14 protein-coding genes are annotated in these 13674 nt (G+C 41.5%); 3 read left to right on the top strand and 11 right to left on the bottom strand.

Going from position 1 to position 13674, the window contains the following annotated elements:
- Positions 1 to 331: 331 nt before the first annotated feature.
- The 7 genes from AN393_RS10370 to AN393_RS10335 form a co-directional block, all read right to left on the bottom strand.
- Positions 332 to 1500, bottom strand: a protein-coding gene (locus AN393_RS10370; RefSeq protein ID WP_152968276.1) for an IS3 family transposase whose coding sequence is annotated in 2 segments (ribosomal slippage) — positions 332 to 1230 and positions 1230 to 1500 — 1170 coding nt in all. Because the reading frame shifts where the segments join, the coding sequence is not laid out codon by codon here.
- A gap of 248 nt (positions 1501 to 1748) precedes the next feature.
- A complete protein-coding gene (locus AN393_RS10360) occupies positions 1749 to 2945 on the bottom strand; it encodes a dipeptidase (protein ID WP_055015510.1) in 1197 nt (398 codons plus the stop codon).
- 64 nt (positions 2946 to 3009) lie between these two features.
- On the bottom strand, positions 3010 to 3264 hold the full coding sequence (locus AN393_RS10355) for a YheU family protein (RefSeq protein WP_055015505.1): 255 nt from the start codon (positions 3262 to 3264) through the stop codon (positions 3010 to 3012).
- Positions 3261 to 4253 (bottom strand): hydrolase, encoded by a 993-nt coding sequence (locus AN393_RS10350; RefSeq protein ID WP_055015504.1) that lies wholly within the window; start codon positions 4251 to 4253, stop codon positions 3261 to 3263. Before AN393_RS10350 ends, AN393_RS10355 begins: the two co-directional genes overlap by 4 nt.
- Positions 4254 to 4364: 111 nt before the next feature.
- A complete protein-coding gene (locus AN393_RS20440; protein WP_004589623.1) occupies positions 4365 to 4511 on the bottom strand; it encodes a hypothetical protein in 147 nt (48 codons plus the stop codon).
- A gap of 714 nt (positions 4512 to 5225) precedes the next feature.
- Positions 5226 to 5648 (bottom strand): TIGR02444 family protein, encoded by a 423-nt coding sequence (locus AN393_RS10340; RefSeq protein ID WP_055015502.1) that lies wholly within the window; start codon positions 5646 to 5648, stop codon positions 5226 to 5228.
- A complete protein-coding gene (locus tag AN393_RS10335) occupies positions 5632 to 7554 on the bottom strand; it encodes an ATP-binding cassette domain-containing protein (RefSeq protein WP_055017992.1) in 1923 nt (640 codons plus the stop codon). The genes AN393_RS10340 and AN393_RS10335 overlap by 17 nt, the downstream gene beginning before the upstream one ends.
- A 132-nt stretch (positions 7555 to 7686) precedes the next feature.
- Between AN393_RS10335 and AN393_RS10330 the strand changes: the two genes are divergently transcribed.
- The gene (locus tag AN393_RS10330) at positions 7687 to 7890 is read left to right on the top strand and encodes a YheV family putative zinc ribbon protein (protein WP_004589620.1); all 204 of its coding nucleotides are present in this window, start codon (positions 7687 to 7689) and stop codon (positions 7888 to 7890) included.
- Positions 7891 to 7903: 13 nt separating this feature from the next.
- Here the strand turns inward: AN393_RS10330 and AN393_RS10325 are convergent, their stop codons facing one another.
- Positions 7904 to 8116, bottom strand: a complete 213-nt coding sequence (locus tag AN393_RS10325) for a SlyX family protein (RefSeq protein ID WP_055015500.1) — start codon at positions 8114 to 8116, stop codon at positions 7904 to 7906.
- Positions 8103 to 9101, bottom strand: a complete 999-nt coding sequence (locus tag AN393_RS10320) for a WD40 repeat domain-containing protein (RefSeq protein ID WP_055017991.1) — start codon at positions 9099 to 9101, stop codon at positions 8103 to 8105. The genes AN393_RS10325 and AN393_RS10320 overlap by 14 nt, the downstream gene beginning before the upstream one ends.
- A gap of 204 nt (positions 9102 to 9305) precedes the next feature.
- On the opposite strand from AN393_RS10320, the gene fkpA reads away from it, so the two are divergent.
- A complete protein-coding gene (fkpA, locus tag AN393_RS10315) occupies positions 9306 to 10052 on the top strand; it encodes an FKBP-type peptidyl-prolyl cis-trans isomerase (protein ID WP_055015498.1) in 747 nt (248 codons plus the stop codon).
- Between the two features lie 58 nt (positions 10053 to 10110).
- Here the strand turns inward: fkpA and AN393_RS10310 are convergent, their stop codons facing one another.
- Positions 10111 to 10581 (bottom strand): Rsd/AlgQ family anti-sigma factor, encoded by a 471-nt coding sequence (locus AN393_RS10310; protein WP_055015497.1) that lies wholly within the window; start codon positions 10579 to 10581, stop codon positions 10111 to 10113.
- 523 nt (positions 10582 to 11104) lie between these two features.
- Between AN393_RS10310 and hemE the strand changes: the two genes are divergently transcribed.
- Entirely contained in the window at positions 11105 to 12169 is a 1065-nt protein-coding gene (gene hemE, locus AN393_RS10305; RefSeq protein ID WP_055015496.1) for a uroporphyrinogen decarboxylase, read from the top strand.
- A gap of 69 nt (positions 12170 to 12238) precedes the next feature.
- Here hemE and sthA read toward each other — a convergent pair whose 3' ends face one another.
- A complete protein-coding gene (gene sthA, locus AN393_RS10300) occupies positions 12239 to 13669 on the bottom strand; it encodes a Si-specific NAD(P)(+) transhydrogenase (RefSeq protein WP_055015495.1) in 1431 nt (476 codons plus the stop codon).
- Between the last annotated feature and the right edge of the window lie 5 nt (positions 13670 to 13674).

Raw genomic sequence — 13674 nt, 5'->3', positions numbered from 1 at the left:
GTTTCGCTATCCGTGAAGGTGGCCGTACTGTAGGTGCTGGTGTTGTAGCAACTATCGTAGAGTAATAATTAGCCTAGCTAATTAATACTAAAAAGAGGTCACTTCGGTGGCCTTTTTTAATGCCTGGAATTTACGTCATGTGAAGGTGGCGCTCTTACCTTAGGCGTAGGTGCTTTGTAGCAACTATCGTAGAGTAATAATTAACGTTTAAGTTAATTGTTAAAAAAAGGTCACTTAGGTGGCCTTTTTTAATGCCTGAAGAAAAGTGCTTAGTTTTCAGCTATCAGCTATCTGATCTGTGATCTGACCCCGATAAAGTAGACACGGGGTTTTAATTCATTGATTCATATTGTATGGGGCTAACATTTCCAATCGTCCCATGCATTCGCACTGAGTTGTAGTAATTCTCAATATAAAAACGACTTTGTATTGTCATTTCGCTACGACTCAGTTCATTTAGATTACTCATCCATTCTTTTTTGTACTGAGCAAAAAAACTTTCTGAACAGGCATTATCCCAGCAGTTTCCCTTTCTCGACATGCTAATCGTTACACCTCGCTTGTTCAACCACGATATAGTCTCTTTAGCTCGATACTGGCTCCCTTGATCTGAATGAAACAGTAAACGTTGCCCGTTCGGCTTGCGCACATTCCAAGCCTTCTTTAGTGTTTTAATCACTAAAACCGCATTATTAATTCGACTTGTTGCCCAGCCCACAACTTTGCGTGAGTATAAATCTAAAATGACACATAAGTACTGGCAGCCTTCTTTACAGCGCACCTGAGTTATATCCGATACCCATACACTATTAGGCTCTTCAACATCAAATTGACGAGCAAGTAGATTCTCTGCTGTTGTAAAACCCTGCTTTTTATTACCACTGCTGTAGCGACGCTTACCTGACTTAGAGCGATAACCCACGCTTTGTAATAAACGCTGCACTCGGCCTTTACTGCAATCATATCCGTCGGCTATGGCGGCTTGCCACAATTTTCTGTAACCAGGTATGCAGTGCTCTTCATTACTTCTTTTTATTAAAAACTGAAGTAAAAAATCATTTTTTCTTTCAACTGGATTCGACGACTGTTTCAACCATTTGTAATACCCAGCCTTAGAAACAGATAATAACTTACATAACTTGCTTACTGTTTTCTTCGCCGTCGTGGCCTTATGAATATATTGAAACCTTATTCTTTTAGACTGTCGAAGTAGGCCCTCGCCTTTTTTAGTACGTCGTTCTCCAACTGTACGTCCTCAAGCTGCTTTTCAAGGTTACGAACTTGACGTTCAAGGTCTTTATATGACTTTTCTGGACCATGGTTTTTAAGTGGCTTAGGCTCTTTTCTTGAGGTCATTTTACTTCTCCAACTTGACAGTATATCGGGATGAATACCGTATTTTTTAGCGGTCATTTTAACGGTACCGTGTGAGTCTAGCGACTCCTGCACCACTTTTCTTTTAAATTCCTCTGTATGTTTACGAAACGCTTTTACTTTCATGAGAACTGACTCCTAAATAGGTGTCTACTTTTATGGAGTCAGATCATTTAGCTATTAGCTATTAGTAGCTTGGTGTTAAATTATACTTAACACATAAAAAAGCACGACTTTAAACCGTGCTATTAATTAAACTTTTTGACAACTGACAACTGACAACTGACAACTGACAACTGACAACTGACAACTGACAACTGACAACTGACAACTGACAACTGACAGCTTACAGCTTACAGCTTACAGCTTACACGCTAGTGTTTTTTCGCATACGCCTCAGCTTGCTTCCACACTCTTAGCGTATTTTCGCTTAAAATCTTTTTAATGTCGGCATCGCTATAGCCTCTGTCCATTAACCCTTGCACTAGGTTAGGGTAGCTCGCTACATCTTTTAGGCCAATCGGTAATGAATCCCCTACACCGTCGTAGTCAGAGCCAATACCTACGTAATCAATACCAATTAATTCAACTACATGGTCAATGTGATCAAGGACTTGCTCAAGACTTGCGAACGGGAATGGGTTTTTAGCACGGTACGCTGCGTCAAAGTCTTTGCCTGGCTTAGTGCCTTCTTTTTTAACGGCCTCCTTTGTACTTTTCAGGTCTTTGTACCATGAACCTGCTTGGGAGGTTACAAAGCTTGAGCCAAAGTTAATTTGGATAACTCCGCCATTCTTTTTCAGCGCTAGCAACATGTCATCATTCATATTACGCTCAAAGCCCGGTGTGTATTTGCGTAATGAAGAGTGTGAGGCAATAACCGGTGTTTTAGATAGCTCCATTACCTGATAAAACGCATCATCTGATATATGCGATACGTCAATGAGCATACCGACGTTGTTCATTTCAGTTATCAGCTTTTTACCAAATGGGCTTAAGCCTTTCCATTTACGGCGAATATCGTATGATGAGTCAGAAATATGGTTACTTTGTGAGTGCGCAAGCGTGATGTAGCGTACACCGCGGTCAAAAAAGTGCTGTAGGTTTTCCATTTTTCCTTCAATTGGCGAGCCATTTTCCATACCCATCGCAATTGACAGTTTACCTTGCTCAAACTGCGCTTCTATATCTGCAGTAGAGCTGGCAATGGCAAATTTTTCTGAGGCGCGCTGTGCAATGGCTTCCATGCTATCAATCATTTGATTGGCTAGCTGATAACTTTTACCTTTGCCTTCAAATTCTAAGTGAGCAGGAATATAAATAGACATAAATGGCGCGTTTAAACCGCCCTTTACTGCGCGAGGGTAGTCAAAGTCGCCGCCATCGGTAGCTTTAGTGACATCAACCCATTTTTCGTGGATACGATAAGGTACATCAATATGGGTGTCGATTAAAATAGTGTCTTTTGCTAGTTTTACTGCTTTGTCTGACGGGCTTTTTACTTGCTCTGCAAAGGCTTGTGGTGTTAAAGCTAGTGATATGGCTACCACTAGAGTGCTGAGTTTTATCATGTTTTGGCTCTTTGGGTAAAAAGCCATTGTGTACGTTCAGCTCAAAAGTTACAAGTGTTAGGCGCTAATCAAACGACTGTGATTCATGCTCCTCGCTTTGTAGAGCTTTAAATTCATTTTTTGAAATAATAGTGACTGATTCATGTAGCTCAGAAAAAAACACCATGGCTTCACCATTTTTAAGTTGCTGATTAACCTGCGCTACTTTACTTTGAATACTCACTTCTTGCTCACCGTAATCAGTGCCTTCACGAAGCACGTAGCTTTCAATTAGGTTATAGAGGGTGTCTTTATCAAGTTGTTCAAAAGGGATAATCATAACTGCTTACTGCTCGCTTTAGTGGGAACGTGCTGGCCAAAATAATAAGGAACGGCTTGCTCAAGCCAAAATACCGGCCTAAACGGGTTATTACCGCTAATAAACCCTACGTGGCCGCCTTTTTCAGAGACGCTCAGGGTAACATGCTCACTCACATCTTGCCTACTTGGCACGGCTTTAATCGACAACATTGGGTCGTCTTTGGCATGAATGATTAACGTAGGAATCGCAATATGCTTTAAGTAAGGCATGGCGCTGGCTTGGCGATAGTAATCGTACGCGTTTTCAAAGCCATGCAGTGGTGCGGTTAGTTGATTATCAAACTCTAGTAAATCGTCAATTTTCATTAACTGCTCAGAGGTAATAGGTATTTGCTGCTTAATTTGTGGCAATTTACGCTGCATTGATTTTTTCATTCTATCGAGCAAATACTTTTGATAAATTTTACCTAAGCTTTTGCGAATAACATCGCTTGATGATGATAAATCATAAGGAGCCGAAACCACTGCAGCGGCGCTTAACGGGCAGTTTTCGCGCTCTTCGCCTAGGTATTTAGCCAGTACATTACCCCCTAACGAAAAACCAACAGCCATAATAGGGCGGCTTGGGAATTGCGCCCTTAAATGATTTATAAAAAAAGCTAAGTCGGCGGTATCACCACTATGATAAGCACGCGGTAAGCGATTAACTTCACTTGAGCAGTTTCTAAAGTGCATAAGTACTACGGCATAACCTTGTTTTTTTAAGGCTTTCATCATGCCTTTGGCATAAAAGCTATTTATGTTGCCTTCAAGGCCATGTAAAACCACTGCAAGGGGAGCGTTTTCGTTATGAGGCAGCGACCATGCAAGTTCAATGAAATCGCCGTCGGGCGTATCAAGTTGCTCAAGTTCGTAGGACGTATTGTGAAATGGACGGAAAAAACGCGGCATTATGGTTTGAACGTGACGATTGGTCATCCACCATGCTGGTTTAAACTTATTGATCATGTTTGTACTACGCACTATGAAAAAAACGAAACGTTAGTGTACCAAATTTTTCGCTTTATAAAATAAAAAGCGCCTAATCAGTAACCTGAGTAGGCGCTTTGTGCGTCGTGCTTAATGATGCTCGGGAACTTCAGCCTCGCTAATTTTTTTAATAAAGTAAAAAGCGTAAAATAGGCAAAGAGAAATCACTACGCCTAAAATCCCAAAAGACATAAATAAAACAGGGTCGCTAAAAAAGTCTCTAAAGAACACGTTCATGATTAATCTCCTCGTTCAGTTGATGGGTTAATCATAGAGCGAGTTTGCAAGGCGTAACGTGATCGAGATCAAACAATTTTCTTAAGTAGAAAAAGTAACCAAGTAAAGTTGATGTAGATCATGTTTTAGAGGCTAGCTAGTTACTGCAGCACTTATAGGCTTTGAATAATCAATTTGCTTAAAGATCTTTTGCACTAAGAGAAGAGAATGAGAAGTAAATGAGAAAGGTAGCCACGAGCCAGCAGAGGCTAGACTTATATTTTTAGCGATATTAGCTTGGTTTTTATTTTCCTCTAAAAGCGCAGCGTCTCTAACCCTCTTTGTGAGTAAATTACTTAAAGGTTTTTTTGCACTAAGAGAAGAGAATGAGAAGTAAATGAGAAAGGTAGCCACGAGCTAGCAGAGGCTAGACTTATATTGCTAGCGATAATAACTTGTTTTTTATTTTTTTCTAAAAGCGCAGCGTCTCTAGTTCTCTTTGTGAGTAAATTACTTAAAGGTTTTTTTGCACAAAGAGAAGAGAATGAGGAGTAAATGAGAAAGGTAGCCACGAGCCAGTAGAGGCTAGACTCATATTTTTAGCGATATTAGCTTGGCCTTTATTTTTTCTAAAAGCGCAGCGTCTCTAGTTCTCTTTGTGAATAAACTACTTAAAGATTTTTTTGTACAAAGAAAATAGAATGGGCATTAGAAGAGGGTATGAAAACTGACAGCCTAAGTGGCTTTCACATACAGCTCAATATTGTTTGGCTTTACAGCTTCTAAAAAGCTAAGTTTATTCGCTGTATCAACAAGTATTTGCTGTTGCTGCTTTTCAAGCTTTAGCTCTGTGCTTAGTAACTCTTCACGTATTTTTGTGTAGTCAGCAATCGTCTCCTGATTTGCTTTTAAATAGCGACGGACAGAGCGCAGAGGCTTAAGTGCTTGTGTATCAAATTCGTCAATTGATTCTATTAACGCACTGAGTTGCTCGGTGTTAATGCTTAGCTTAAGTGAATCTAAGTACAATAAAAATAAGCACAGATTTACGTTTTTACCTTGCTGGTTTTGAAGAGTCAGCAAGGCTTGTTGTTGCCCAGGCTTTGCGTACAAGGTGCACGCAAATTGCCAAAAATCATTGCTATTGAGCAAGTTCATCAGCAAAGGCCTGTTCTTTTTCTTCCATTTCTTCAAGCGCCATTAGGAGCGCTTCTTCGGTGTCGTTTACTTTAGGGGTAAGCGTGGCTTGCTTAGCAATTAACTCTTTTAGCTGGGCTTTATTATTGTCGTTGTAGAGTTCGTTATCGCCAAGGGCGACTTCGACCTCGCTAAGCTCTGCAGAGTATTTGTCTAGTTGCTTTTCAAGCTTTTCAATTTGCTTTTTAAGCGGTTGAATGGTTTTTCTAAACTCGGCCTCTAAACGTTTTTGCTCTTTACGGTTAATGCCAGAATTCGCTTTTGGCTCGTCAGGTTGCTGGCTTTTAGCGGCTTCTTTATTGGCATTGAGTAACCATTGGTAATACGCATCTAAATCGTAACCAAACTGAGTCACTTTGCCATCATCGACTAAATAAAATTCATCGGCGGTGTTTTTGAGCATATGGCGATCGTGCGATACGGTAACCATGGCGCCTTCAAAGCCTTGCAGTGCCATCACTAGCGCGTGGCGCATTTCTAAATCAAGGTGGTTTGTTGGCTCATCAAGTAGTAGTAAATTGGGCTTTTGATACACCAACATGGCTAGCACTAAGCGGGCTTTTTCACCGCCCGAAAACGGTGCCACCGGCTCAAGTGCTTTATCGCCAATAAAGGCAAAGCCGCCTAAAAAGTCACGCAATGATTGCTCAGTGGCCTGAGGGTTTAAGCGTTGAATATGAGTCACTGCACTGGCTTTTAAATCAAGCGACTCTAATTGATGCTGTGCAAAGTAACCAATATTTAAGCCATGGTGTTGAACCACTTTACCTGCTTGCGGCTCAAGCTCGCCCGCTAATAGCTTTATAAGCGTTGATTTACCCGCGCCGTTACGACCGAGTAACGCAATACGGCTGCCAGGAACTAGGTTTAGCGCGATATTATTTAAAATAGTGACATCGCCATAACCTGCTTTTGCTTTATCTAGGGTCATTAGCGGGTTAGGCAGGGCTGTTGGCTCGGCAAATTCAAAGTCAAATGGTGAGTCGGCATGTGCAGGAGCCAGTTTTTCCATACGTTCGAGTGCTTTAACACGGCTTTGTGCCTGTTTGGCCTTACTGGCTTTGGCTTTAAAGCGAGTTATAAACTGCTCAAGGTGGGCAATTTGCTCTTGTTGTTTTTCAAACATAGCTTGTTGTTGCAACAAACGCTCTGCTTTTTGGCGCTCAAACTGTGAGTAGTTACCTTTGTACACATTAATAAGCTGTTTATCTACATGCCAAATTTGATCAACCACGGCGTCTAAAAACTCACGGTCATGCGATATAAGCACTAGTGTGCCTGTATAGGCGCGTAAAAAGCGCTCAAGCCAGTAAACGGCATCTAAATCAAGGTGGTTGGTTGGCTCATCGAGTAATAGTAAGTCGGCATCGCGAATAAGTGCTTGTGCAAGGTTTAAACGCATACGCCAACCACCCGAAAAGGCGCTTACTGGGTTTTCTATTTGGTGATTAGCAAAGCCTAGGCCGTGCAGCAATTCGCCCGCTTTTGACTCTATGCTGTAGCCTTTAATATTCTCAAGCTGAATATGTACTTTGGCTTGGGTGTCACCATCGTTGGTTTGCTCAGCTTCACGCAGTGCGATACGCAGTGCGTAGTATTCTGGGTGGCCTTGCAGTACATAATCAATGGCGCTTATTTCAAGGGCGGGAGTTTCTTGTTTTACAGAGGCAATAGACCAATCTTTAGGAATACTGCAATCACCAGCATCTAACTGTAGCTCAGACTTTAATAAACTAAATAACGTAGATTTACCACAGCCATTAGCGCCTACAAGACCTACTTTGTGTTGTGGAAATAAAGTAGCCGAAGCATTTTTTAATAAGGCTTTTCCGCCACGAAGTAGTTCTATTTCTGAGATTTGGATCATGAATACGTTACTTTGCTGTGCCCTTGTTAAGTTGGCGCTATCATACCATAGAACGTATTGCTCTTATCAAGCGTATCAACCTAGGAAGTTATACGATAAAATATGTGCAGTTCAAACCACAGGAAAAATGTTGTGAGACAAAAGAAGCGATTTATTGCTGGTGCATCGTGCCCTGAATGTAAAGCCATGGATACCATGATGCTATACAGAGAACATGATGTTGAAAAAGTAGAGTGCGTAGAGTGCGGCCACAAAATGGCGCAGCCAGATAACGCAGTTCAGGCATCTACTCGCCAATTTGAACAAGTTATTGGTGTATTTAAACCGGGCGATTAACCCGGTTTTTATTTTAGTAATGTGGCGGAGGTGGCTCTTGCATTTGTGACATTAGCGACGGTTGCTGCGCTTCTTTAAGCTTTTCTGCTAGTAGCTCAGTTTGGCGCTTCATTTTTGCAAGCTGCTGTTGGTGTGCTTTTAGCTCGTCATTTAATATTTCTATTGTTTCGTCTTGAAAAGCAACTTTTGCCTCAAGTTCCATTAAACGATGTTCAATTGTGTTCATTTGCTTCTCGTATTGTAAAGTGCTCTGCAATTCCGCTCGAGCTCTCGGTTAATAACGACTTGCCGTTATCTATAAACGTTACATCTAGCACCACAGCCGATTTAGGCTTACTGCCTTTACGTGGTGTGACTTGCCAAGTTTGAATTTTCTCGCCGCTGGGCAACTGCCATAAATCAACGCGCTTATTGGGCGAGCCCGTTGCCAGCAATGTGCCTTGTTCATTAAAGCGTACCGCAGTAAAAATTTTCTGACGCGCAATATACGCCAGTTTACTCACAAGATCACCTGTAGTCAGCTTCCATACATGTGCTTGCTTCATACTATCTGCGGTAAATGCGTAGCGACCCTGTGGGTCTAGAGTTACTTGGGTAACTCGCGTAGGGTGATTAAAGCGATGAATTACTTGTCCTGTGCGTGTATCCCAAAAATAGGCAACGTAATCGTTCGAACCGCTTAGGGCATAGCGCCCGTTAGGCGATAAATCAACGGTGTTTACTTTGTCTTGGTGGCCTAAAAATTCAATGCGGCGTCCGGTTTCTAGGTTTAAAAAGACCACTACACCGTCGCTTCTGCCGTATAAAACACTGCGGCCTTGGTTGCTTATCGCAATATCGCGAATAGTGGCTTGTTGAATTTTATAATAGCCACGGTTTTCGCCGCTGTTAATATCCCACACGGCAAAGGTGGTTTTTTCTGCGGTAACGGCCACGCTATTATCAAAGGCAATAGCCACAGCATACACTAGGCTTTCTTGTGATTGTTGTTGAAACCATTGATATTTTAGCACCTGCTGTTGATTATCCCACAGGGCGACCCCATGGTGAATGGAGGAGACTAAGCTGTATTTACCATCGTTAGATACTGCCGAGGAAAACGCACCCTGTGCTGCGTGTTCAAAGCGTTGTGCAGCTTGCTGTTTTTGATCGCTACAAGCTAGGGCTAATAAACAGCTAAAAGCGATTAAAAAAGTACGAAATATCGACATATTACAGGTATTTCCTCTTAACTCTTAGTGACTGAGAGGTTAGACTAGGTCACGTTGAAGGCCTAGGGTGTTTGTCTAATCACTATAATAGGTTAGGTTTTAATTTAGTTAGTTATTAAACAAGCAGCCTATCATGTAGGCCGTTAATCTTTAACTAGTAATAATACAATAAATGACAACTGCAAAGTGTGTCGGAGATTTAAAATGAAAAAGACGATTAGATTGTCATTGATTGCAGCGTCGGTTTTAGCGCTTACAGCTTGTAATCAAGAAGCAAAACAAGAAAAAGCTGAAGTTAAATTAGACACTGTAGAGCAGCAACAAGCATACGGTATTGGTGCATCAGTAGGTAACTTTTTAAATAAAGACCTAGCTGATAAATCAGAGATTGGTATCGAGCTAGACCAAGCACTGTTAATTCGTGGTTTTGAAGACGCGCTTGCTGGTAATGCAAAAATCGATGAAGAAAAAATCCGTGAAGTACTTACTGAATTAGATACTTCAGTGCGTGCAAAGCAAGAAGCTAAAGCTAAAGTTGAGTCTGAAAAAAGCAAAGAAGCAGGTAAAAAATACCTAGAAGAAAATGCTAAAAAAGAAGGCGTAACAGTCACTGAGTCAGGCTTACAGTACGAAGTACTTAGCGAAGGGGAAGGCGAAAAGCCTGAAGCAACAGACGTAGTTAAAGTACATTACAAAGGTACTTTATTAGATGGCACTGAGTTTGATAGCTCTTATGCGCGTAACGAGCCAACTACGTTCCCTCTTAACCGTGTAATTGCGGGTTGGACTGAAGGTTTACAGCTTATGTCTGTAGGGTCTAAGTATAAGTTTACTATTCCTTCTGAACTTGCTTACGGCGATCGTGACCTAGGTAAAATTCCAGCTAACTCAACGCTTGTTTTTGAAGTAGAACTACTTGAAATACAAGATGACGAAGCACCAGCGCAATAAGCAGTAGCTTATAACGCAAAAAGGGACCATAACGGTCCCTTTTTTGTAGGCTATTTTATTAATCTGTGTGGTTAGAAAACAAATTATCTATTAGCTCATCTTCTAGTTCAAAACGCGCTTCTAACGTTTCGCCAAGTACCGACAAATCATTATCAAACTCTGCTAACAAGTCCTCTTTATCTACTTCTGCGTATTTATCGTTAAAATCTAAAGCAATATCTGTTGTGCTTGAAATGCGCGGGTAAATTGTATTTGCCAGCTGTTGGCTTTCAAGGCCCTTGCTCTCACAGGCTTTAGCAATGTCATCGTACACTTCAAAATGGCCGGCAGATAAGTAATCCATTAAAATTTGGCAAAATGATTGAATCTGCTCTGGCTCTGGTAAGGCGTGATCTTTTTTATCATATGGCGAAAACCCAGCCATTTTACAATAAAGTACTATTAATTCTTGGCGCTCGTTTAACCATTTATCAATGACAGTATGGCTACCACCCCATTTTTGTTGAGCTTTCTCTACGCGCGTCAGCATTACTGTTCTCCTAAGCTGGGTCACTTTTATGGTTAAATTTAAATCTTCTTATACATCAAGATATATTTTATTTAAGTGTATATCAACAAGTAAAAGGTATGAGCTGGGGTATACGTGTATTTATTGTAGGTAATTTATTATTTTATTGCAGGCAAGAAAAAACCACCGGTTAAGGTGGCTTAATTTCTTGTTTTGGCCTGTTAATACAAGCTTTCTTATTGTTATAGAAGATTTTTGTTATTTTTATTATAAATATTTTTGTTATTGTTGTTTAAGATTTTTATTATTGTTCTTGTTAACGCGGGACAAACAATACCAAGGTTTTTGTAATGTTGCAAACATATTAACAAAAAGTTTTTATTGTTAGTTCTTTTTGATTGTTTAGTGCGCAAACGTGACTAAATAAGCAACAAAGTAGGGACGGTTAGCTATAACACATGTTTTACAAGCATAGCGATAGAGAGCCGAAGAATATGGTGGTACAATCTTGAACAATTTCTATAAGCCTCAGGATTATTAAGCTATGAGCGAATTAAAAAATGACCGTTATTTACGTGCACTTGCAAAACAACCCGTTGATGTAACACCGGTATGGATGATGCGTCAAGCAGGACGCTATTTACCAGAGTACCGTGCTACACGTGCACAAGCGGGCGATTTTATGAGCCTGTGCCGTAATGCTGAGCTAGCGTGTGAAGTAACACTACAACCACTTCGTCGCTACCCATTAGATGCCGCTATTTTATTTAGTGACATTTTAACGATTCCCGATGCAATGGGTTTAGGTTTGTACTTTGAAACCGGTGAAGGCCCTAAGTTCGAAAACCCTATCTCGTCACTTGCTGATGTTAAAAAAATTCCAAAGCTAGACCCAACTGACGAGCTTGGCTATGTAATGAACGCAGTAAGCACAATTCGCCGTGAGTTAAAGGGCGAAGTACCGCTTATTGGTTTTTCGGGTTCACCGTGGACACTAGCAACTTACATGGTTGAAGGTGGCAGCAGTAAAGTATTTGGTAAAATTAAAAAAATGGCGTTTGCAGAGCCGCAAACACTGCATTTATTACTCGATAAACTCGCTGATTCGGTTATTGATTATTTAAACGCGCAAGTCAAAGCCGGTGCGCAATCACTAATGGTATTTGACTCATGGGGCGGCGTATTAAGCCCGCGCGATTACAACGAGTTCTCACTGCAATACATGCATAAAATTGTTGATGGTTTAATTCGCGAATACGACGGTCGTAAAGTGCCGGTAACGCTATTTACCAAAAATGGTGGCCAGTGGATTGAAGCAATTGCAGCCACAGGCTGTGATGCAGTAGGTCTTGATTGGACTATTAATATTGGCGACGCTAAGCGTCGTGTAGGCGATAAAGTTGCATTGCAAGGTAATATGGACCCGTCAATGCTTCACGGTACGCCTGATCGTATCCGCCAGGAAGTAGGCACTATTTTAGAAGATTTTGGCACAGGAAATGGCCACGTATTTAACCTAGGCCACGGCATTACACCAGATGTAGACCCAGAAAACGCCGGTGTATTTATTAACGCAGTACATGAGCTAAGCGCGCAATACCACAAATAACAAGCAGTGGTATTAATAGCTACTAAAAAGCCCGCTAATTAGCGGGCTTTTTGCTGTGTAGTAAGTGGATTAAGTGAATAACCTATTTAATCCATTTAACGCCGCAACTCGGTAGGCTTCTGCCATAGTTGGGTAGTTAAATGTGGTATTTACAAAGTAATCAACCGTATTGCCAGCGCCTTTTTGTTCCATAATGGCTTGGCCAATGTGAACAATTTCCGAGGCACGTTCGCCAAAGCAATGCACGCCAAGTACTTCTTTGGTTTCACTGTGAAACAATATTTTTAAACTACCAACTTCTGTGCCCGCAATTTGCGCACGAGCCAAGTGCTTAAACTGTGCACGGCCCACTTCATATGGTACCTTTGCAGCGGTTAGCTGTTGCTCTGTTTTACCTACTGAGCTCATTTCAGGAATGGTATAAATACCTGCTGGAATATCTATAATCAGCTTATCTTCGCAATTACCGCAGGCAATCGCATCGGCAGCTATACGGCCCTGATCAAACGCTGCACTAGCTAAGCTCGGATAGCCAATAACATCACCTACTGCGTAAACGTTGTCTACCTCTGTTTGGTACATTTCGTTGACTTTAAGCTGGCCTCGACCATCGGCTTTTAAGCCAATAGCTTCAAGATTTAGCGTATCGGTATTACCTGTACGGCCGTTAGCAAATAAAATACAGTCGGCTTTTACACGCTTGCCCGATTTTAAATGCATAACAACACAATCGTCCCGTGTTTCTACACGGTCAAACTCTTCGTTGTGGCGAATAACAATACCGCTGTTCCAAAAGTGGTAGCTAAGCGCGTCAGAGATTTCTGCATCCATAAAGGCCAATAAGCGGTCGCGGGTATTTACTAAATCTACCTTCGCGCCTAAGCCTTTAAATATTGAAGCGTATTCACAGCCAATAACACCCGCACCGTATATAAGAACACGTTGTGGGTCGTGCTCTAGGCCTAAAATGGTGTCGCTGTCGTAAATACGTGAATGGCTAAAGTCGACCTCAGGTGGGCGATATGGGCGCGAGCCGGTAGCAATTACGATGGTTTTAGCGGTAATACGCTCTGCTGAGCCATCAAGGCGCTTAATTTCAACCGTGTGTTTATCTACAAAGCTCGCATCGCCTTGGTACATATGAATACGATTACGGTCGTAAAAGCTGCTACGTAAGTTTGACTGCTTAGAAATAACAGAACTTGCATGGCTTAAAATATCAGGAAATGTTAAGCGACTAGGGCGCTCGCCAACATTAAATAATGGGTTAGCTTTGTATTCAATATAGCGGCTAACCGAGTGGCGTAATGCTTTTGAAGGAATTGTCCCCCAATGTACACAGCCACCGCCAACAGCTTGTTGGCGTTCAATTACCGCCACTTTTTTATCGTTTTTAGATAGGTTCATGGCGGTGCCTTCACCGCCAGGGCCCGTACCAATAATTATTGCGTCATATTGGTAAACTACAGGTGCTTTTTTTTGTTCTGGTTGTTTGGCCACAGCCA

Origin of the sequence: Pseudoalteromonas sp. P1-25 (genome assembly GCF_001401805.1) — a bacterium.
Taxonomy (GTDB): Bacteria; Pseudomonadota; Gammaproteobacteria; order Enterobacterales; family Alteromonadaceae; genus Pseudoalteromonas.
This window is presented reverse-complemented; position numbering and strand designations above follow the sequence as displayed.

Bases quoted from the DNA above. Each gene is read 5' to 3' on its own strand.
- AN393_RS10360 (WP_055015510.1), bottom strand. From the start codon at position 2,945: ATGATAAAACTCAGCACTCTAGTGGTAGCCATATCACTAGCTTTAACA.
- AN393_RS10355 (WP_055015505.1), bottom strand. From the start codon at position 3,264: ATGATTATCCCTTTTGAACAACTTGATAAAGACACCCTCTATAACCTA.
- AN393_RS10350 (WP_055015504.1), bottom strand. From the start codon at position 4,253: ATGATCAATAAGTTTAAACCAGCATGGTGGATGACCAATCGTCACGTT.
- AN393_RS20440 (WP_004589623.1), bottom strand. From the start codon at position 4,511: ATGAACGTGTTCTTTAGAGACTTTTTTAGCGACCCTGTTTTATTTATG.
- AN393_RS10340 (WP_055015502.1), bottom strand. From the start codon at position 5,648: ATGAACTTGCTCAATAGCAATGATTTTTGGCAATTTGCGTGCACCTTG.
- AN393_RS10335 (WP_055017992.1), bottom strand. From the start codon at position 7,554: ATGATCCAAATCTCAGAAATAGAACTACTTCGTGGCGGAAAAGCCTTA.
- AN393_RS10325 (WP_055015500.1), bottom strand. From the start codon at position 8,116: ATGAACACAATTGAACATCGTTTAATGGAACTTGAGGCAAAAGTTGCT.
- AN393_RS10320 (WP_055017991.1), bottom strand. From the start codon at position 9,101: ATGTCGATATTTCGTACTTTTTTAATCGCTTTTAGCTGTTTATTAGCC.
- fkpA (WP_055015498.1), top strand. From the start codon at position 9,306: ATGAAAAAGACGATTAGATTGTCATTGATTGCAGCGTCGGTTTTAGCG.
- AN393_RS10310 (WP_055015497.1), bottom strand. From the start codon at position 10,581: ATGCTGACGCGCGTAGAGAAAGCTCAACAAAAATGGGGTGGTAGCCAT.
- hemE (WP_055015496.1), top strand. From the start codon at position 11,105: ATGAGCGAATTAAAAAATGACCGTTATTTACGTGCACTTGCAAAACAA.